At 56.9% G+C, this 17,774-nt stretch carries 17 protein-coding genes; 8 read left to right on the forward strand and 9 right to left on the reverse strand.

The features are described 5' to 3' along the window. Window positions 1-9: 9 nt before the first annotated feature. Window positions 10-1,602, reverse strand: coding sequence for a phospholipase D-like domain-containing protein (locus BM174_RS15040; protein ID WP_245766392.1), 1,593 nt, complete (start codon window positions 1,600-1,602; stop codon window positions 10-12). A gap of 185 nt (window positions 1,603-1,787) precedes the next feature. Then, window positions 1,788-3,488, reverse strand: coding sequence for a peptide ABC transporter substrate-binding protein (locus BM174_RS15045; protein ID WP_093924683.1), 1,701 nt, complete (start codon window positions 3,486-3,488; stop codon window positions 1,788-1,790). Between the two features lie 625 nt (window positions 3,489-4,113). Between BM174_RS15045 and BM174_RS15050 the strand changes: the two genes are divergently transcribed. Continuing rightward, window positions 4,114-7,464 (forward strand): PhnD/SsuA/transferrin family substrate-binding protein, encoded by a 3,351-nt coding sequence (locus tag BM174_RS15050; protein WP_093924684.1) that lies wholly within the window; start codon window positions 4,114-4,116, stop codon window positions 7,462-7,464. Window positions 7,465-7,499: 35 nt separating this feature from the next. Further along, window positions 7,500-7,895 (forward strand): response regulator, encoded by a 396-nt coding sequence (locus BM174_RS15055; protein ID WP_093924685.1) that lies wholly within the window; start codon window positions 7,500-7,502, stop codon window positions 7,893-7,895. A gap of 10 nt (window positions 7,896-7,905) precedes the next feature. On the opposite strand, the gene BM174_RS15060 is transcribed toward BM174_RS15055, so the two are convergent. Both BM174_RS15060 and motA read right to left on the reverse strand, forming a co-directional pair. After that, window positions 7,906-8,352 carry a hypothetical protein gene (locus BM174_RS15060; protein ID WP_093924686.1) on the reverse strand — a complete coding sequence of 149 codons (447 nt, stop codon included), beginning with the start codon at window positions 8,350-8,352 and terminating at the stop codon, window positions 7,906-7,908. 2 nt (window positions 8,353-8,354) lie between these two features. Next, window positions 8,355-9,224: a flagellar motor stator protein MotA gene (gene motA, locus BM174_RS15065; protein ID WP_093924687.1), complete on the reverse strand. Its 870-nt coding sequence runs from the start codon at window positions 9,222-9,224 to the stop codon at window positions 8,355-8,357. A 170-nt stretch (window positions 9,225-9,394) separates the two neighbouring features. Here motA and BM174_RS15070 point away from each other — a divergent pair, with 170 nt between their 5' ends. Beyond that, window positions 9,395-9,976 (forward strand): flagellar motor protein, encoded by a 582-nt coding sequence (locus tag BM174_RS15070; protein ID WP_093924688.1) that lies wholly within the window; start codon window positions 9,395-9,397, stop codon window positions 9,974-9,976. On the opposite strand, the gene BM174_RS15075 is transcribed toward BM174_RS15070, so the two are convergent. The 3 genes from BM174_RS15075 to BM174_RS15085 all read right to left on the reverse strand — a co-directional run bounded on the left by BM174_RS15075 (window position 9,973) and on the right by BM174_RS15085 (window position 12,219). Then, a complete protein-coding gene (locus BM174_RS15075; RefSeq protein ID WP_093924689.1) occupies window positions 9,973-11,145 on the reverse strand; it encodes a flagellar motor protein MotB in 1,173 nt (390 codons plus the stop codon). The two genes, BM174_RS15070 and BM174_RS15075, sit on opposite strands and share 4 nt — an antisense overlap. 144 nt (window positions 11,146-11,289) lie before the next feature. Further along, window positions 11,290-11,757 carry a MucR family transcriptional regulator gene (locus BM174_RS15080; RefSeq protein ID WP_093924690.1) on the reverse strand — a complete coding sequence of 156 codons (468 nt, stop codon included), beginning with the start codon at window positions 11,755-11,757 and terminating at the stop codon, window positions 11,290-11,292. A 258-nt stretch (window positions 11,758-12,015) separates the two neighbouring features. Beyond that, window positions 12,016-12,219, reverse strand: coding sequence for a hypothetical protein (locus tag BM174_RS15085; protein ID WP_093924691.1), 204 nt, complete (start codon window positions 12,217-12,219; stop codon window positions 12,016-12,018). Between the two features lie 244 nt (window positions 12,220-12,463). Between BM174_RS15085 and BM174_RS15090 the strand changes: the two genes are divergently transcribed. The 5 genes from BM174_RS15090 to BM174_RS15110 all read left to right on the forward strand — a co-directional run bounded on the left by BM174_RS15090 (window position 12,464) and on the right by BM174_RS15110 (window position 15,840). Further along, the gene (locus BM174_RS15090) at window positions 12,464-13,153 is read left to right on the forward strand and encodes a response regulator transcription factor (RefSeq protein WP_093924692.1); all 690 of its coding nucleotides are present in this window, start codon (window positions 12,464-12,466) and stop codon (window positions 13,151-13,153) included. 363 nt (window positions 13,154-13,516) lie between these two features. After that, a complete protein-coding gene (locus BM174_RS15095) occupies window positions 13,517-13,954 on the forward strand; it encodes a hypothetical protein (protein WP_093924693.1) in 438 nt (145 codons plus the stop codon). 227 nt (window positions 13,955-14,181) lie between these two features. After that, complete coding sequence (locus BM174_RS15100; protein WP_093924694.1) at window positions 14,182-14,583, forward strand: flagellar biosynthesis regulator FlaF; 402 nt, start codon at window positions 14,182-14,184, stop codon at window positions 14,581-14,583. Window positions 14,584-14,588: 5 nt separating this feature from the next. Beyond that, complete coding sequence (locus BM174_RS15105) at window positions 14,589-15,008, forward strand: flagellar biosynthesis repressor FlbT (RefSeq protein ID WP_093924695.1); 420 nt, start codon at window positions 14,589-14,591, stop codon at window positions 15,006-15,008. 7 nt (window positions 15,009-15,015) lie between these two features. After that, window positions 15,016-15,840: a DUF1217 domain-containing protein gene (locus BM174_RS15110; RefSeq protein ID WP_093924696.1), complete on the forward strand. Its 825-nt coding sequence runs from the start codon at window positions 15,016-15,018 to the stop codon at window positions 15,838-15,840. Between the two features lie 3 nt (window positions 15,841-15,843). Here BM174_RS15110 and BM174_RS15115 read toward each other — a convergent pair whose 3' ends face one another. Together BM174_RS15115 and fliP are read right to left on the reverse strand one after the other, a co-directional pair. After that, entirely contained in the window at window positions 15,844-16,875 is a 1,032-nt protein-coding gene (locus BM174_RS15115) for a flagellar motor switch protein FliG (protein ID WP_245766393.1), read from the reverse strand. An 88-nt stretch (window positions 16,876-16,963) separates the two neighbouring features. Beyond that, entirely contained in the window at window positions 16,964-17,770 is an 807-nt protein-coding gene (gene fliP / locus BM174_RS15120) for a flagellar type III secretion system pore protein FliP (RefSeq protein ID WP_093924697.1), read from the reverse strand. Window positions 17,771-17,774 lie beyond the last annotated feature (4 nt).

The raw sequence follows: 17,774 nt of genomic DNA on the forward strand, positions 1-17,774 counted from the left end.
AGCCTGCGGTCACTCCCCGTCGTCGTCTTTCTGGCGCAACAGCAGCCAGCCAACATAGCCCGCCAGCGCACTGCCCGCCGCCATCGTGATATGTCGCGGACGCAAACCCTTGCCGGCAGAGGATTGTTCGCCGGGGTGATAGCGCGGATCAAGCAAACGGAACTTCGCCAGCAATTTGCCGCGCAGGCTTTCCTTGCGCCGCTTGATCTTGCGCAGGCCGCGCCCAGTCGGGGAATTGAGTTGTTCGATGGTTGCGACCAGCGATTTTGTACGCTGCAGAGTTTCATTAAAGACTTCTGGCGTGACATCCAGATGTTCGGAAAGCAAACGGGTGCGGAACTGCGCGATCATCTGGTGCTGGCCTTCAACCGCCACATTACATTCCGTATCAAACCCCATCGAGCGGTCGTTGAGATTGCTTGAGCCAAGGTGCAGCACGTTGTCATCGGCGATCATAATTTTCGCATGTACATAGATCGGGTCTCCGGCTGTGGTGGCCGGATAGAAGATGCGGAAACGGTCGTGTCGGTCGGCCCTCTTCAGACGTCGGATCATCCGTCCGCGGGTGACGTGCATCGCGTCGTCCTCCAAATCGGACTCGGCTGACAGCGGGTTAACCACCACGATCTCGGGGCCGTCGCGTTCCCTCAGGCGGGCTTTGACAGCTTTGAATATGCTCTCGGCCGCAAAATACTGAGACTCGATATAGATCATCTCTTTGGCTTTCCGGATGCTCGCCAGAAATAACTGCTCAATCTCGTTGATCAGCGGCGCGCCATTATAAAGCGGTTCGGTTCGGGCGATGGCGACGTCCACATCGGAGGCGTGAACTTCGGCATCCTCAATCCAGAGGGCCATCGAACTGGGCTGCGGTTTTTCCAACGTTTCGCCAGTGGCGCGGTGCCAGCGTTCGCGCGACAGTTCAGCTAGCGCCGCAGCCACGGGGCCGGACAAAGCCGAGGTCGCGTCATGCCACGGGGTCGAGGGGGATCCGTCTTTGCAAACCCGGCGCGGGTCGTCGGGCAGATGATCGGGCGTGTCCCAACGGCCTTCGGTTGCGTCGATCCCGCCGCAAAAGGCCAGCGCGCTATCGGCCACGACGATCTTTTGATGGTGGCAGGCGCCAAAGGGGTGGTGGCCGTCGAGGGCGAAATGAATCCGGTCGCTGCCGAAAACGCTCAGCGCAAGGGTCGGCATCAGACGACCGGGGGCGGCCAGAACCGCGCCGTTCCACTTGAGCAGATAGACATGCAGGTCGGGGGCTTTTTCAACCACGGCCTCCAAGAATGCGCCAAGCTGGTTGGGCAGGCCGTCGGGAGCGTTACCGTCATCGTCGCTTTGGCCGGGGAGCATCTCGATCTCGAAATCAAAGTCCCAGCCGATCAGCAAAAGCTCGCGCTCGGCACTGATAAAAACCTTGCGCAGCATCTCGAAATATTCGGCGGCGTCCACGATCAGCGAAAGCTTGTCAGCTTTTGCGACGCGCCAACAGTTCTGCTCGGCCACGAATAACGGCTCTGAGGATTTTGACGGGACGTGTTTCACGGTCTGCGGCTCCACGCGGGTTAGGGTGAGCATGCCAAAAGGTACGGTGGCACGCATTTAAGGGAGCGCGTTGCGAACCGTCGGGTTGCCGCCACTCCGTATTATCCAGACACGACATAGGAGGCATTGGCCGACAATCAAATTCTCGACAGGGACATGCGGTAGCGGGGTGCGGCCACCGCATATCCTCAGGCGTTAGGGGGCGGGCCGCCGACAGCACCTGAATTCAAGGGCGGTACGTGTCATTTAGTCCGGTACCAATCCGCGACGTTCCACAACTCGCTGTCCCAGGCGGTCATCTTGACGCCGCTCAAGGTGTTGGCATGGGCCGAGACCCGACCACGCGCCACCAGCGGAATTAGCGAATGGCTCTCATTCGTGAGCATATCATTCATCTTGCGGGCGATCTCGCCGCGTTGGCTCAGCTCGGCGGTGCGGGCGAAACTGTCGATCATCTCGTCATAGGCGGGGTCACAGAACCGGTGATAATTCTCGCCCTGCCACTGGCTTGCAGGCCTTGGTTCATTGCCGCAGCGATGCCACGACAGATAGCCTTCAGGATCGGTGCCGCTGTAGCCGGAGGTGAACATATGCACGTCGGCATAGAATTTCTGCATCGTGTCTGGTGAGCCCGGATCGCTGCTGAAGAACACCGACCCGTCAATATTGCGCAACTCGGTCTCGACGCCGATGCTGGCCCACCAATCCTTAATCAAAGCTTGGGAATCCTGCCGCACGGCATTGGTGGGGGAAGTGAAGAGCAGCGACAACCGCGTGCCGTCTTTCACGCGGATTCCGTCAGAGCCCATGTCCCATCCCGCGGCTTCGAGCAAAGCATTGGCGGCATCGATATCCTGCACCAGACACGCGGTGTTGTCGGAGGCATAAAGCGCAGGCGCAGGAACAATATTACAGGTCGGCCGCCCGGCATCGCCGTAGCCGACCTCGACCAGTACATCGCGGTCAACGGCGAGCGACAGGGCCTCGCGCACCCGCGCGTCCGACAGGATCGGATGTGGATGCGCGGCGGTCGAGCGTTCGTCGGGCCCCAAGTCGGCAGAAGGATCGGTCATGTTGATATCGAGCCGCTCGACGGCAGTGCCAAAGGCGACGACCGTGGTCCCCTTGCCAGAGCTTTCCATCGACTCCAGCACATCGGGCGCGAGTTGCAGGTTCCACGCATAGTCAAACTCGCCGGTTTCCAGCACTGCGCGGCCCGCCGCTGCGGCGTCACCGCCACCCTTGAGGGTGAGGCTGGCAAAGGCGGGTTTGGCAGGATCGCGGTAGTGGTCGTTGGCGACCATTTCGATCACATCATTGGGCCGGAAATCACGCACCACAAAGGGGCCGGTGCCAATGGGGTTGAAGTTTTCTTCGGTGCAGGCCGGGGCCGTCGCGCCCATGCAATTGGCAAACTGCGCCGCTTGCAGCACCGGCGATTGCGCGCCCATGAACGGGCCATAGGGGTAGGGTTTGGCAATTTTGAAGCGGATCGTGACTGTCAGGTCGTCGATCACCTCGATTGCTTCGACATCGGCAAATCGCGCCAAAGGCGAGCATCCGGCTTCAGGGTCCATGCAATAGTCGCCGGTAAATTTCACATCTCTGGCGGTGAAGGGCGACCCATCCGACCATGTGAGATCGGGCTTGAGTGACCACGTGATGCTTTTGAGGTCCGCAGCGACGCCGCCATTCTCAAGTGTGGGGATTTCTTGCGCGAGGTAGGGCACCATGAAGCCGTCCTCGTCATGGCGGCCCAAGGGCTCGACCACCAGCGATGCGGCTTCTATATCTTTGATGCCGCTGGATAGATAGGGGTTCAGGATCGACGGCGCTTGCCAATAAAGGAGCTTGAGTTTGCCATCTGTACCCCGCTCCGCTGAAGCAGGGGCGGTGATCATTAAGGCGGCGGCCGAGCCGACCAAAAGTGCTTTAAGAGCCATTTCTTGTCTCCTGAACTGACAGCCACGGACATGCATGACTTTCCGGATTACTGGAACTGGACGGCTAAAAGTATATGAACCCTAGCCGTCGAAAACTAAACCGCCCCGCGCGAGAGCGATGCGCGTTACCTGCACCGAGTTGGGCAGGCGTTCAACCCTGCATGGTAGCAAGCGATCCGGTCCAGCGGCTCTAAGTCAGCTCCGAAATTGCGGGGCAGGAACCCCTTTGAGGCAGGCCTGACAAAAAGATGCCGCAAAGCACCGCCGCCTGAAAAGCACAGTTCCGCCTTCGAAGCGACTGGCTCAGGCAAATACATTGAAATGATAAATTGACAATACTTACAACGCTCTAGGTAAAATTATCCACAAACGGCGACTCATTTTAGTCGCAAATCAGCATGCGTTCCACTGTTTCAGCTTTCTGAATAATTCCCCACGGGGAAGTTTTTTGTTGCCCTTGTCGAAATTTGAACACATTTAGGAATGATACAAAGCATGGCTTCAATGCCTCGGGATGATGGGTTTTTTACCTTCAACCTTTCCGCCAGAAGGCGAACAGCTTTCCTGCGCCCTTGTATGGCCGCAGCCCTGAAAGTGGATCAGCAGCCTATGCTGATATGCATACATGACCCCTGCCGCCCTCGCGGATGACCTGACCGGTATCGACCGGCAAGCCAAGCTGATGCAGGGCCGATCGCGCCATTGCGGCGGGATCGGCGTGGGCTTCGCGAGCTTGGGGAAGATGGTGCGGGTGTTTATCGCGTGGGCCGTTTTGGCGTTGCTTCTTGCCAGCCCCGCACACGCGCAAGAGAATGCGCAAGAAATTACCCAACTGACCCTCGGCGTGCTCGCCACCGAAGGCGCTACCCGCGCGTTGGAGGCCTGGACCCCGACGCTGGACCTGTTGAACCGCGCCGCTGTTGCGCAAAAGTCGCCGTTCCGCTTTCGGATGGAGCCGCATACCGATGCTTCGTTGATCGACGGGCTCGACGCCGGGCGGATTGACCTGATGCTCGGCGATCCTGCTGCCTTTGTCATTGCGGATGTCGAGGAACGCGCGCGCCCGCTGTTGTCGATGGCACATATTTGGCAGGGCAGGACCTTTGACCGGACCGGCGCGGTGATCTTTGTGCGTGCCGATAGTGCAATTGTCACGATGCAGGATGTGTCAGACAAGCGGATCATGGGCGTGGCCGCAAACGAACTGACCGGTTGGCAATTGGCGCTGCAGGAGTTTCGCAAGCACCGCCTCCCGTCAGACATTGGCGCGAGCGCTGTATTTTCAGGCGGCAACCAGCGCGAGATCGTCTATGCGGTGCAAAACGGTCTGGTCGATGTCGGGGTAATCAGGGCAGGGGTGCTGGAACGGCTCGCCGCGCAGGGCGTCATTAAGATGGAGGATTTCCGGCCCGTTGGAGCAGTAGCGCATCCGGAGTTTCCCTTCTGGGTCAGCACACCGCTCTACCCCGATTGGGTGATGGCATCGCTGCCCGACGTGCCGGATGCAGCACTGGCTTTGTTAATCGATACACTGTTGCAGGTGGGCGAAAACAGCGCGGAATCGCGCGCGGCCAATGGTGTTGTCTGGCAGGCGCCGCAGAACTATCAATCGGTGCATGAATTGCTGATCTCGCTCAGGGTGCGGCCCTATGAAAACTACCTGACACAGGCAGCGATCCGGATATACCGCGCCTATCAATGGCCGGTTTTGGGGCTTTTGGCGCTTATTCTGGCATCCTTGGTGTTCTTTGTCCGTGAGTTCCGGCGCAACGCGCGACTGACGGAGGCGCATAAGGATGTGCTGCGCTCCGAGGCACGTTCCAAGCAATTTTACCGCAACGCCATCGAGCATCACACCGTGTTTTGCATGCTCAACCGTGATGGGGTGATCTCGCATGTGAACGACCGTTTTGTTTCGGCGCTGGACCGCAGCCGGGGCAGTCTGATGGATCGGCCCTTGGCCGAGCTGATGAAAGGTACTAATCAGCAGACGCTCGAAGCCGAGATTATGAAAGCCATGCATGCCGGTGCGCCGTGGCAGGGCGCCTTGCAACTGACCCGCGAGGACGGCAAGTCGGTCTGGGTGCAAAGCACGTTTATTCCTGTCACCGGCGCGTCCAATTCCCTCAGCGAAATTGCGATTGTCGCCTCGGACGTGACCAAAACCCGCGCTGGCGTGTCCGAGACGCGGTTTAACGATACGCTGGAACTTATTCAGGACAAGGTCGTCGTTTTGCGGCCGGGCACGCTGGATATTCTTCACATGAACACTGCTGCGGTGAAAGGTCTGGTCAACGCGCGGATGGGCGGGCGCTGGAAAGGCAAACAAGCCAGTGCATTGATTTCAGAAGCCGATTTCGAGACCCTTAAGCTGCGCTGCGACGCAATTGCCTCCGGCCCGCAGCGCCGCATGGTTTGGGAAGCCGAAGCGCAGGATGGCACCACCTATGAGATCAGCCTCGAATACGTACGCCCCGCCGCCGATGCACCACAGATCATTGCGATCTACCGCGACGTGTCCGAACGCAAGATGGTCGACAAGGCAAAGACCGAGTTCATCGCCACGGTCAGCCACGAATTGCGCACGCCACTGACTTCGATCAAGGGGGCATTGGGCATCGCGACATCTGGCGCAGTGGGCGAGATGCCGGACAAGATGGCCAATCTGGTCGGCATGGCGGCGCGGAGCTGTGACCGTCTGGTGGTGTTGATCAATGATATTCTGGACATCGAAAAGATCGAAGCCGGCAAGATGGATTTCAATATGGAAGTCTTTGATCTGACGGGGCTGGTGACTGCTGCGCTGGAAAACAATGCCTTCTACACCGGCAAGCTAGGCGTCACATTCGAAGCTTTGCCAATCCCGCAGGGTGAAAGCTTTTTGACCTATGGTGACGAGTCGCGCTTGTTACAGGTGCTGGACAACCTGATGTCCAACGCGGCCAAATTTTCGCCGCAGGGGGCCAGAGTGATGATCGGGCTGGAACAGCAAGCCGACCGCTTGCGGCTGATCGTGCGCGACAAGGGCGAAGGCATTCCACTTGATGCGCAGCCCACGATCTTTGATAAATTCACCCAAGCCGACAGTTCGGACACCCGCGCCAAGGGCGGCACCGGACTGGGCTTGTCGATCGTCAAATTGATCGTCGAGCACCATCAGGGCCGCGTGTCATTCATGAGCACTGAAGGCGAAGGAACCGAGTTCTTTGTCGATCTGCCGCGTGTCGAGGGTGAGACAGTTTTGCCGATCCCGAGTGACAATCCACTGGCCGATCTGACGTTGAAAATTGCCGGTTCGGATGCGTCGCCTTTGGTGCAGGCTGAAAGCATCGCCGCAGCCGCGGCGCACCGCCTGATGGCGCTGATCCGCGCCAAAGGCATCCGCGCCGAGGCGGACACGGGCGCATTTACGGCGCAGATGCTCGCGGCAAGCGGCCATGATGGCGACAGCCCCGCCTTGCGGAAGTATTTCGATACGGACACTGCGGCACCGCTGGCGGCGCTATTGGCCCAGGCGAGCATCGACGCAGGCGACATCTGTGCCGTTGAAATTGCGCAGGTACCGGGGGTCACAGTCGTACCAGCAGATCATCACCGCGACGCGATGGAATTGGTACAGGCATGGCTTTGGGACAGTCTCGACGGGCAGGGCGCTGCAGCAAAAACCACCTTGTTGGCGATCACACCCGACCGCGAATTGCAGGGCTGGCTGGCGGCACGCGGGGTCGCATCGGTGGCCGATGCTGCATTGGCGCAATCGTTTATGGCGCAAAACCCAGTCGATGCGATAGCGCAATTCTCGGAGAACGCCCGCTATGCCAGTGTGACCCTTTCGCCACTCGCCTCGGGCACTTTGCCCGCGGACTGGCCGGTCACCTTGATCACGACACGCAGCGAAGTCACGGCAGGCGGACGCGGCATTATTTCGAAATTTACCAGTGGCGGCGGCGGGCGTGGCAGGCGCCGTGCGTCGTGATGTTTTTCACCCAACAACAAAGAGAAGTGGCATAGATGGAAGATCTGAACCGCATCCTACATATCGAGGACGATCCGGAGATCGCGCAGATCACCGGCATGGCGCTGGAGCTGATCGGCGGCTTTACCCTGCTGCACGTGGATCGCGGTGAAAAGGCGCTAGCGGTCTTGCAGGATTTCGCGCCAGATCTGATCTTGAGTGATGTACAGATGCCGGGGCTCACGGGCCCCGAAACCCTGGAAAAAATCCGCAAGGTTGCGGGGTACGAACGGGTGCCAACGATCTATCTGACCGCACGCATGGGGGCTGAGCGGGACGGCCTGCTGTCGCACGCGATGGACCTTGCGGTGATTGGCAAACCGTTCGAGGTAACCACGTTGTCTGACGAGATCCGCGAGATTTGGGGGCGGACCATCGCCAAGGCCGCATAAGGCGCCCGGACTAACTGCTGGATTTCAGCAAGCGGCGTTGTGCCATAAACAAGGTCCGCGCGGCATCATCCATGGCAGCGGTTTCTGCGCGGGCGGCATCGATGTCGATTGTTCGGCTCACCTGCGCGAGTACGGCCTCGTTGGTTTTTGATGTTCGAAAGGCCGCGTAAAGCTCTGTCTCAGCTTGGGCCGCAGTTTCTTCCAAAGCGGCGCGGTCTTCGGCCCAAGCAGCCTGACTGGCCTGAACCGAGTGCAAATAGGCTGGTAAATAGGCGCGGGTTTCGGCCGTGCTTTCCTCCGCCTCGCGCATCGTGCGGTCGGTCAGCGCTTGGCTTTTGGCATCGATCTGCGATTGCTCGGCCCGCAGGGTCGCCAAGCGCGTGCCGATGCTTTGCATCTCGTGGCGCCCAATCCGTTCGATCAGTTTGAGCGCGGCGAGACGGTCGCGGGCGGCCATGGTTAAGCGGCCTCGGGCATGGCCTGACGGGCCTCTTCCATCTCGTAAAAGCTCGGCTGTAGGCTGGTCGGAATGTTGCCGCGCCCGATCTCTGTGCAGATCGCGGGCGAGTGGTTGTGCAGGATCGCGATAAAGATGTCGCGGATCACTGCGTAATAGATGCCGTCCTGCTCTTCGATCGCCTGCAGACGATTGGCCAAGGGCGAGACAAAACAATAGGCCAAAAATACCCCGAGGAAGGTCCCGACAAGCGCGCCGCCGATCATTGCGCCCAGCACAGCGGGCGGTTTGTCGATGGAGGCCATGGTCTTGATCACGCCCAAAACCGCCGCAACAATTCCGATAGCGGGCAAGGCATCGGCGACCGTGGTCAGCCCGTGCGGCGCGGTCAACGCTTCATGGTGATGCTTTTTGAGTTTGCGATTGATGACGTCTTCGGCCTGGTACGGATCGTCGAATTGCAAGGCGAGCATCCGGAAACTGTCAGTGATCAGATCAACGGCGAAATGATCTTTCTGCAGCTTGGGATACTGCGAGAAGATAGTGCTTTCTTGCGGATTTTCAATGTGTTCATCGAGCGCCAGCATGCCGTTTTGCTGATACATCCGCGCCAGCGTGTACATCAGGTTCAGCAGGTCGATATAGTCGCTGCCCTTCCACTTCGGACCTTTGAATGCCTTGAGGAAGGACTTGCCCGCGCCCAACAGATTGGCAAAGGAATTGGCTGCAATGAATGACCCGACAGCAGCGCCGCCGATCATCATGCCCTCAAACGGCAGAGCGTGGGTGATGATGCCCATATCGCCGCCAGATAGCATGTAGCCGCCAAAGACCATGCCAAGTACGACGATAAAGCCAATAATAATTGTCATGTTACACAGCCCGTATATTTTGAAAGACTATACTTGAGACCGATGCAGGAAATCAAGAATAGTTGCAGCTTCAGAAGGTTTAAATCGCTTTTGCAAACACAGTTGACACTGTACTGTAGTTAAATACATGGTTAGCAGATGTTTAGCAGTTGGTTCCGGAGCAGTCGCGCATGAGAGAGATCGAAAGCACATTGGTCGTTTTGATTGATGCCGAAGACGTCAAACATGCATTTGCCGCCTGGCCCGATGATATTTGCCTTGCCGCCTGCCTGTCGCGGGCGGGCGAATGCAGCATGGTTGTGTTCCGTCGTGATGAATACAAAGAGATGCCGCAGCGGCTTTTGGATACGTTGCGCCTGTCCAAACAGGATGTTTGTTTTGTGCCGCAGATTCAAGGCTTTGCGACGAAACCTTTCCGGTATTCTGATGAGCGTCGCTTGATGGCGTTGGTCGCTTCCGACCCTGCTATCCTTGAAGAGGCGATTGATTACGCGGTCAATGTGACTTTCGCGATTGAAGAGGGGCTTGATCCGGCAGTGGTTCTGGGACGCAAGCCGGTAGCGGAAGTTGCGCGGCCCCGCGATATAGTCTTGCGCCGCCCCGCGGTCGAGGTGGAATCGGCTTTGCCGGCGACGCGCGAGCTGAGCCCTCTTTTGCCTGAGTTTCTGCGCCATTCCGTCGACATGAACCGCCGCGCCCGGTTTTCCAGCGTGCGTCGGGGCAAACCGCTGGGCGGCGCGCCGCACTTTTAGCGCAGGGCGTTCCGCAGGTTTTGAAAGACCTGATCATCCACAGGGTTAAATGCTGGCGTTACCAAATGGGCCTCTCGGTGCGGTGTTTGTTCAGGAGCGGCTTCCGCTTTTTCCATCGCCGGAGCGGAAGGCTCTGCCGCAGTGTCCGTGGCGGTCTGATATTGCACCATGATCGAGATGCGGCGGTTTGACGGGGCGAGCGGGTTTTCAGGCACCAGCAACTGGGTGTCGGCCATACCGGAGACCCGGATGATCCGTTTACGATCAATGCCGGAAGATTCAAAAACACGGCGGGTTGCATTCGCTCGATCCGAGGACAGATCCCAGTTGTCATAGTTCCGTCCGTCGGCAAATGGCACGGCATCGGTATGGCCGGACAACACGATCCGGTTGGGCAGAGCCGAGAGCGATTGCCCAAGGTTTTGCACCAAAGTTTGCGTTGCGGTGACCATCTCGGCTTGACCGCTGTGGAACATAGGCTTGCCCTCCTGATCAACGATCTGGATGTGCAGCCCTTCCGGGGTTTGTTCAAAAATTACGTTCTGTTTTAGGGGGTCAAGTTCGGGGTTGTTTTGCATGGCTTGCAGAATTTCCTGCTGGAGCTGCTCGAATTTGAGGGTATCTTGCGCATGTTTCGCCTCGGCTGCGCTGTTCGCGGTGCCGTCCAGGCTTGCACTGTTCTGCTGACCTGTAGCCGCGCCCGACTCTTTACCCGATTCTGGGCCGGTCTTGAGTGTCTGGCTGGATTGCTCGGCTGAAGCTGGATTTTCGTGGTCGCCCTCGCGGGTGCCGAGCGCCAGCTCCTTGGGATCTGAGGTCGGGGTAACATCGCGAATTTCCCACTGGGCAGGGGTCGGGTCGTCGATTTTACCAAGCTCAGACCCGCGGGCCACGACGCTGCCGTTTGACGCGGTCAAGGTACCGGGTGGTCCAAGCGTGGCGCCATCCAAAACGCCGCTGCCGCCAGGCAGAGTTGCATTGGTGAAATATTCCGCGATGCCACGCAGCTTTTGCTCATCGGCGCTGGCGAGAATCCACATCAAGAGGAAGAACGCCATCATCGCAGTCATGAAGTCGGCGTATGCCACCTTCCAGCCGCCGCCGTGATGACCACTGGCTTCGATGATTTCGTACTTCTTAAAGATCTTGGGCTGGGGAGTAGCTGCCATTTTTTCTGCCTCGATCGCCGAATTGTTCCGGTCGTCTTATGGCGGCAGTGCTTCTGCTACTGCCCGTCCATCAGCAGATATGACGGCGAACTTTGTGAATCAAAGGACCAAACTGTGGCGATACCAAGGCGCGTGGCCGTACGGTCACGACGGGGAGGCGACCCCGCGATCGGGGGTTTCGTCTCTCGTGTACTTTCCAAGCCCGATGCGTTTGGCGTATTCGGCTTTGCGCAGAGAATAGCTTGGCGCGACCAGCGGATGGTCGTCCGCGAGTTTAAACGTGGCGCGGTACTGGTCTTCGGTCAGGCTATGTTCAGCCATGATATGACGTTTCAGCATCGTAAAGCGGCGTCCGCAGCACAGGCAGGTTACGGTCTCGTCGTTCCAAGATTTTTCAATCGCAACGGCAGGGCGGGTGGAACTTGCTTCCTGGGTTGAAGGAGTGGCGATCTCGGCAAAGTTTGTCTGGCCCCCACCTTGGCCGAGTACGGCAGGAAGTTGGCGGGCGAGTGCGAGGACTTCCTCGACAGTCGCAGATTCCCGCGCGGCGAACTGCGACAGAATCTCAACCACGGCGTCATTGACCGGTAGAGTGTGAAAATTAACTTTCATTGATCTCTCTTTCCTTCGCGCCAGTCGTGTCGATCCCAAAACCGGCGGGGGCCAAAAGGATATAGCATCAAAATTGTCAAGAACGGGTTAAGAATAGGCAGGTCTATAAAGAAGTCCGGTATGAAAAGATCTTCAGTCAGATCAGTATATGGGCGCTTTTCTTTGCACAGCAAACGTTTTCAGCTAAATTTCTATAATTGGGCAAGTACACGCCGTGAATCGCAAAGACAAATTCCGCTCATGGCATGTTTGCAGTGCTCAATGTCTGAGAGTACGTGTCGGTCCGGTCACGCGGGCGTTTTGAGTCATGACACCGGAATTGGCGATCACCTGTTGGGCGGTCTTCATGGTTTCATGCAAGAACACGTCTTCGTCGCGTGTAAGGTTCACCAAAATTTCCAACCGTTCTGCCGCTGCCATCGCAGCCCGCCGCGTTGCAACCGCGCTTTTTGTATTTGTCATCTTCGTACCTATTCTCAGGTGTCGGTCGGCGCCTTCTGCAGCCTCACAAAAGAGCATTTAGGGCTTAAAGTTAATAGAGTGTGAAGAAATGGCTAATCTTCCTGTAAAAGATGGATTGTTCTTGAAATTTTACCACTTTGTCGCGAGGATGATGCCTCAACAGGCCATTTTGTGCGACGGCCAGAGTATTCTAATCTGCAGGAAGTTGTGCAGTTCACGCGTTAATTTGTAGTTTGATTTTTTCATGGCACCTGTCTCCTCTGTCCTTATCGCGAATGATGAAAAGCTGGGCCAAGCGCTCACTTACCTGTTTTCAGTCGTGCTGAAAGGCGGGCTCAACTTTGTCCGTGATACGCCAACAACAGCAGACCAGATTGACGGACTTCGTGGGGCGGATGTGGTGATGGTGCATCTGGCGCAAGAAGCCGATGGCTTGGAGCTGATTGCATCATTGAAAAAGCTGGCTGAACGGCCTGTAATCATAGCGCTTTATGACAAAGGCCAGAGCCTGGGCGCTAAGGCGTTTCTTGCTGGTGCGGATGATGTGGTCAGCTGGCCTGCATCTCTTCATGAGTTGGCGTTGCGCACCTATGCGCGGCTCGGGCGCTCGCTGGAGGATCCGGTTCTAGCCGATTGTGACCGCAACTGGGACACGGAAGCCTTCATCGTTGAACGCGCCGGCCTTTCTGTCGCCGAGGCACAGATTTTGCGGGTACTCTATAGTAATGCCGGTGAAATTGTCAGCCGCGACGCGTTGAGTATCGCAGTAGACGACCGTCCGTGGCGCTACGGGGACCGGAAGTTTGACGTGCATGTCGGCAAAATCCGCAAAAAGTTGAAGGACAGCTTTGGTGCCGAGGTCTCGCTCGCCACTGTTCGGGCCACTGGATACCAGTTTCGCATGAACAGAACCGGCGTCTTTGCACAAAGTTAGAGCGCCGACTCTCTGGATGATCACAGTACAGTGATTCACGGCATGGGCGAGTGCTGCGACAGGTTTTAGCGCCCATGGCAAAGCATTTAATGTAAAAACCTTCCCGCTGCGAACTTCACACTACATCGCCGAGACTTATCCACAATTTGAGGGCATTTCATCCACAGCCACTATATGTAGTGACTGATAAATATGGTTAATACACGCCCATTGATCGGTCGAAACGCAGCTTGTGCACAGGCATGGGAGCAACACTTAACCACCATATCTAGCGGTTGGCTCCCAAATATTTAACAAATCTCGTGTTCATTTCGCATCTCTGACCTCGTAATCTTAACGTGTATTAACGATGGGGCGGGATACATGACCAAAGACATTATGGAGCATCTGTGGAGCGGCGCATTCGAGCGTCGCGAGGCTGTCGAACTGTCGCCGTTGGCAGTAATCCTTTCCACGCTTTTGGCTGCTCCCATGGTCTGTTTCGCGTCTGCCGCGCCGAACAGCGATGCCGCGCCCTTCGCCCTGTATGCCGGTACAGAAATCATGCCGGGTGCAACGCTCGCGGATGTCTTGTTTCAAGAATTTGACATCGATCTCGGCGATGATGTGGTTATTTACATCGAGCCGCGTGCCATGGGCGAGGCCGAGCACTACTCCAGCGATGCATTGGGGCTAAGCTTGGGCAATATCTTGGTGAACCTTGCGGGCACGCCAAAGATAGATGCCTCCGCCGCCGATGTGGCCCGCGCCGTTGCGCACCGCCAAACGGCGCATAGACTGGCACAAGTGCACGTTCAATAATCAAAGCGCGGCGCGGGCTGCCCGTGCCGCTTCTATTTCGCCTAACATAAGCCGCCTTTGCCGTTTCTCGCGGCGAGGTTGTGACATCAATGCAAGCATTGGCGTCGTTTCATGCGCTATCTCGCTGCATTCTCTCATTTATTCCCAAACGTTAAATTTCTCTTAACCGCGGGCGGCTATGGTTAATCCGAGGCAGAGTATAATAGAAAAAAACGACAGGTGATGAGATGAGTGTAGCCGCATATAAGCGGACGATCTCCCATACGGAAGCGCCCCGCCAGATTGAACGCCGCCTTTTGGCGCAGGTGACATCGGAGCTGGAGCAGCAGTATCGGGCATTTGATGAAGCCGAGCAGCGGTTTGACAGATTGCAGCTTCTGGCTGACGGTTTGCGCCATACCCTGTGGAAAAATCAGATGATCTGGATGACGTTCAAGATGGATCTGTCCTCCAAGGATAATAAGATGACGCCGGATTTGCGCGCGTCGCTGTTGTCGCTGGCCATCTGGGTCGACAAACATACCCAAGGTGTGATGGCGGGGGGCAAAACGGTGCGCCCGTTAATCGACATTAATCGCAGCATCATCGATGGTCTGGGCGGCAAAGCCTTTGACACAGCGGCGGAATAACCGATATGGGCCTGCGACTTACACTTAAACCGAACGAGCGGATCCTGATCAATGGCTGTGTCGTGCGCAACAGCGACCGACGTCAACAATTGATGATTGAAACTCACGCCGATATCGTGCGTGAGGCCGATCTGCTCAAGGAAAACGAAGCCCGCACGCCGGTGAAGGAAGTCTACTTCTTCATCCAGGCTGCGCTGCTGGACGGGGATACCCGCACCAAACTGGTACCAATTATCCAAAAACGGCTGGGCAAACTGGTGCCGGTATTCCACGATGATGTGGCAAAACACATCTTTGAGGCGGCCAATCATGTCTCACAGGCGGACTTTTACAAAGCGATGCGCGCCCTGCGCCCGTTGATTGAGTATGAGGCGCGTTTGTTCGACATGATCCAGACCCAAGCGACCGCAACGGCAGCGGAATAGGCGCGATATGATCAGCATTAGCGGGTTGAATAGTCCGACCGCCTTGAGGTTGATCGACGCGACCCGCGACAAACAGCTTGTGGTGATGCGCAACGAGCCTGCCAACCAACGCGCGGAAGCCGCGTTTCGGGAGCGCATCGGACAGATCACCTCGGCCAAAGAGCTGATCGAGGATTTCGAGGTTTATAGCTTCGTGATGCGCGCCTTTGATCTGGAAGATCAGATCTTTGGCAAAGGGCTGATCCGCAAGATGCTGGAGAGTGATCCGGTAGCCCCAGAATCCCTGTTGAACCGACTGACCGATACGCGATTCCGTGAGATGCATCTCGCCTTGGGCTTCACCACCGAATCCGGCACGCAGGGGCCCGATTTCAATTCGGCCGCGTTTCAAGACGCGATCGTTGACCGGTTTTATAACCGCAGCTTCATCAACCAGACCGACGATCAGAATGAAACCGTCGGCACGGTGCTGGAATTTCGCGAGAAAGTCGCGGGCATCGATAGCTGGTTTGAAGTGCTTGCAAATGAAAAACTTACCAACTTTTTCAAAACTGCGCTTGGCTTGCCAGAGCAAATCGCGACGCTCGATCTCGACAAACAGCGCGATCTGTTTCAGGCCAAGTTTGATCTCGCCAAACTCTCCGATCCGGCTGAACAAGATCGCCTCATTTCAAAATATACCGCGATTTCTGATGTGACGAACCCGCAGGGGTTTTCGACCAGTAGTGCAGCGCTTTCGATCCTGCAATCGGCCCGCTTTGGTGCGCAGTTTGTGCCGATAACGTTGGATATTGCGACAGTAAACTTCTCGGCGAGTAGACTCTACCGCTAGTCTTCAGTCCATCGCGTCTTCGAGCATGTCTTCATCAGATTCGGGAAGGGTGACAGCGCCATCGGCAATAAGGCGAAGCGCTGCTTCGACCAGTTTGCTTTGCGCTTCTTTTACATCGCGGGCCTTCACCGGACCCATAGAGGACATCTCATCCTGCAGCATCCCGCGGGACCGTTGCGGCAATGAATTCAAAAAATACTCGCGCACTTCCTTTTTCGCGCCGCGCAACGCCAACGGCAGGGTGTTGCCAGAGACTTCGCGCATGACCTTGCCGAGCATGTTTTCTTTGAACTTGATCAGGTCGTCAAAGACGAACATTTTTTGCTGGATAGCCTTGAACTGCTCGGGTTGCCGTTGTTCCAATTCTTTGGAAATGCGTGCAAAAAGGTCTTCATCAAGGTTATTGAAGATAGATACCAATTGGCTTTCGATACGGGCCTCAGCACTGCGGTTGGCACGGGCCAGCACGTCTTCGCGCAGGGTGTTTTCGATGCTTTGGATGGTGTCGACGGGCAGGTTGTCCATTTGCATGATCCGCTCGATCACGTCAGGGGCGCGGTCGGTTCCGAGCATTGGCAAAACCTTGGCGGCTGCCTCGGGCCGGATGCGCGTCAGGATCACCGCGATGGTCTGGTTATGCTCTTTCGCCAAAAACTCGACCAGTTGCTTTTCATTCAGATCGGAGAGGTCTTTCCAAACGTTATCGACCGTGTTGCCGTTGATTTCATGCAAAATTTCCGCCACGCGGTCTTCGGGCAAAAACTCCTTCAGCAGACCGCGCGCGGCTTCGATTGAGCCAACAACGCCGCCTTGATGGCTGATCTTGGCATCAAATTCCGACAGTATTTCTTCGACGATGCTCGCGTCGATTTCTCCCATGGTAGAGATCGCTGTGGTGATGTGCCGGATTTCGGTTACGTCAAGCTGCTGCATTAACGCGCCGCCGCGTTCCTCACCCAGGCACAAAAAGAGGATGGCGGATTTCTGTGCACCCGACATGCGGCGGTGTTTGCGAAAGGGAACGAACTGGTTCATCGACAGACAGCATCCGTATCAAGGAGAGTTACCCAAGGATAGACCATGTTGATCATGAATAACACGTGATTCGAGGGCGCATCGCCAGTTATCCCCCGGAATATGAAGCAATCAATGACCCGGCCAGCATGTACCAACCGTCAATCAGGACAAAGAAGATCACTTTGAACGGCAACGAGACCAAGACGGGCGGCAGCATCATCATCCCCGCACTCATCAAGACTGAGGCAACAATCAGGTCAATTGCCACGAAAGGCAGGTAGATCAGGAAGCCGATAGTGAAGGCCGCGCGCAGTTCTGAAATCACGAAAGCTGGCACGAGAACCCGCCAGCTTGGGGTACTATCAGGGCCGTCAGCGGGGGCTGGAGTTTCGCCCGCGATGTCTTGAAACAGCGCCAAATCCTTGTCGCGAGTATTGGCGAGCATGAAAGTTTTAAAGGGGTCGATGACGGCGAAAATGGCCTGCTCTTCGGTAATCGAATTGGCAATCAACGGTCGCACACCGCCGTCCCAAGCATCCTCAAACACTGGCTGCATTACGAAAAATGTCATGAACAGCGCCATTGCGTTGAGCACGATATTAGGCGGTGTCTGGTTCAGCCCGAGCGCAAGGCGCAACATCGAAAACACGATGACAAAGCGGGTAAAACTGGTCATCACCACGAGCAACCCCGGCGCGACGCTCAGGGCGGTAATGACCGCGAACAGCTGGATCAACCGGCCCGAAAGGCTGGCACCCGCATCACTGCCGGGTGCCACATTGCCGAACTGGGACGACAGATCGCGGATCAGTCCGCCAATCTCAGTCTCCTGCGCTGCTGCCATCCCCGCGAAAAGCGAGACGGCCACAGTCGCGGCGAAAGCCAGCGTGCCAATATGAAGTGCGCCGCGCATTTGG

It is taken from the genome of Sulfitobacter brevis (assembly GCF_900112755.1).
Lineage (GTDB): Bacteria > Pseudomonadota > Alphaproteobacteria > Rhodobacterales > Rhodobacteraceae > Sulfitobacter > Sulfitobacter brevis.

Bases quoted from the DNA above. Each gene is read 5' to 3' on its own strand.
- BM174_RS15070 (WP_093924688.1), top strand. From the start codon at position 9,395: ATGAGAGAGATCGAAAGCACATTGGTCGTTTTGATTGATGCCGAAGAC.
- BM174_RS15115 (WP_245766393.1), bottom strand. From the start codon at position 16,875: ATGAACCAGTTCGTTCCCTTTCGCAAACACCGCCGCATGTCGGGTGCA.
- BM174_RS15110 (WP_093924696.1), top strand. From the start codon at position 15,016: ATGATCAGCATTAGCGGGTTGAATAGTCCGACCGCCTTGAGGTTGATC.
- BM174_RS15055 (WP_093924685.1), top strand. From the start codon at position 7,500: ATGGAAGATCTGAACCGCATCCTACATATCGAGGACGATCCGGAGATC.
- BM174_RS15085 (WP_093924691.1), bottom strand. From the start codon at position 12,219: ATGACAAATACAAAAAGCGCGGTTGCAACGCGGCGGGCTGCGATGGCA.
- BM174_RS15080 (WP_093924690.1), bottom strand. From the start codon at position 11,757: ATGAAAGTTAATTTTCACACTCTACCGGTCAATGACGCCGTGGTTGAG.
- BM174_RS15060 (WP_093924686.1), bottom strand. From the start codon at position 8,352: ATGGCCGCCCGCGACCGTCTCGCCGCGCTCAAACTGATCGAACGGATT.
- BM174_RS15095 (WP_093924693.1), top strand. From the start codon at position 13,517: ATGACCAAAGACATTATGGAGCATCTGTGGAGCGGCGCATTCGAGCGT.
- motA (WP_093924687.1), bottom strand. From the start codon at position 9,224: ATGACAATTATTATTGGCTTTATCGTCGTACTTGGCATGGTCTTTGGC.
- BM174_RS15105 (WP_093924695.1), top strand. From the start codon at position 14,589: ATGGGCCTGCGACTTACACTTAAACCGAACGAGCGGATCCTGATCAAT.
- BM174_RS15075 (WP_093924689.1), bottom strand. From the start codon at position 11,145: ATGGCAGCTACTCCCCAGCCCAAGATCTTTAAGAAGTACGAAATCATC.
- BM174_RS15100 (WP_093924694.1), top strand. From the start codon at position 14,182: ATGAGTGTAGCCGCATATAAGCGGACGATCTCCCATACGGAAGCGCCC.
- BM174_RS15090 (WP_093924692.1), top strand. From the start codon at position 12,464: ATGGCACCTGTCTCCTCTGTCCTTATCGCGAATGATGAAAAGCTGGGC.
- fliP (WP_093924697.1), bottom strand. From the start codon at position 17,770: ATGCGCGGCGCACTTCATATTGGCACGCTGGCTTTCGCCGCGACTGTG.
- BM174_RS15050 (WP_093924684.1), top strand. From the start codon at position 4,114: ATGACCCCTGCCGCCCTCGCGGATGACCTGACCGGTATCGACCGGCAA.
- BM174_RS15045 (WP_093924683.1), bottom strand. From the start codon at position 3,488: ATGGCTCTTAAAGCACTTTTGGTCGGCTCGGCCGCCGCCTTAATGATC.
- BM174_RS15040 (WP_245766392.1), bottom strand. From the start codon at position 1,602: ATGCGTGCCACCGTACCTTTTGGCATGCTCACCCTAACCCGCGTGGAG.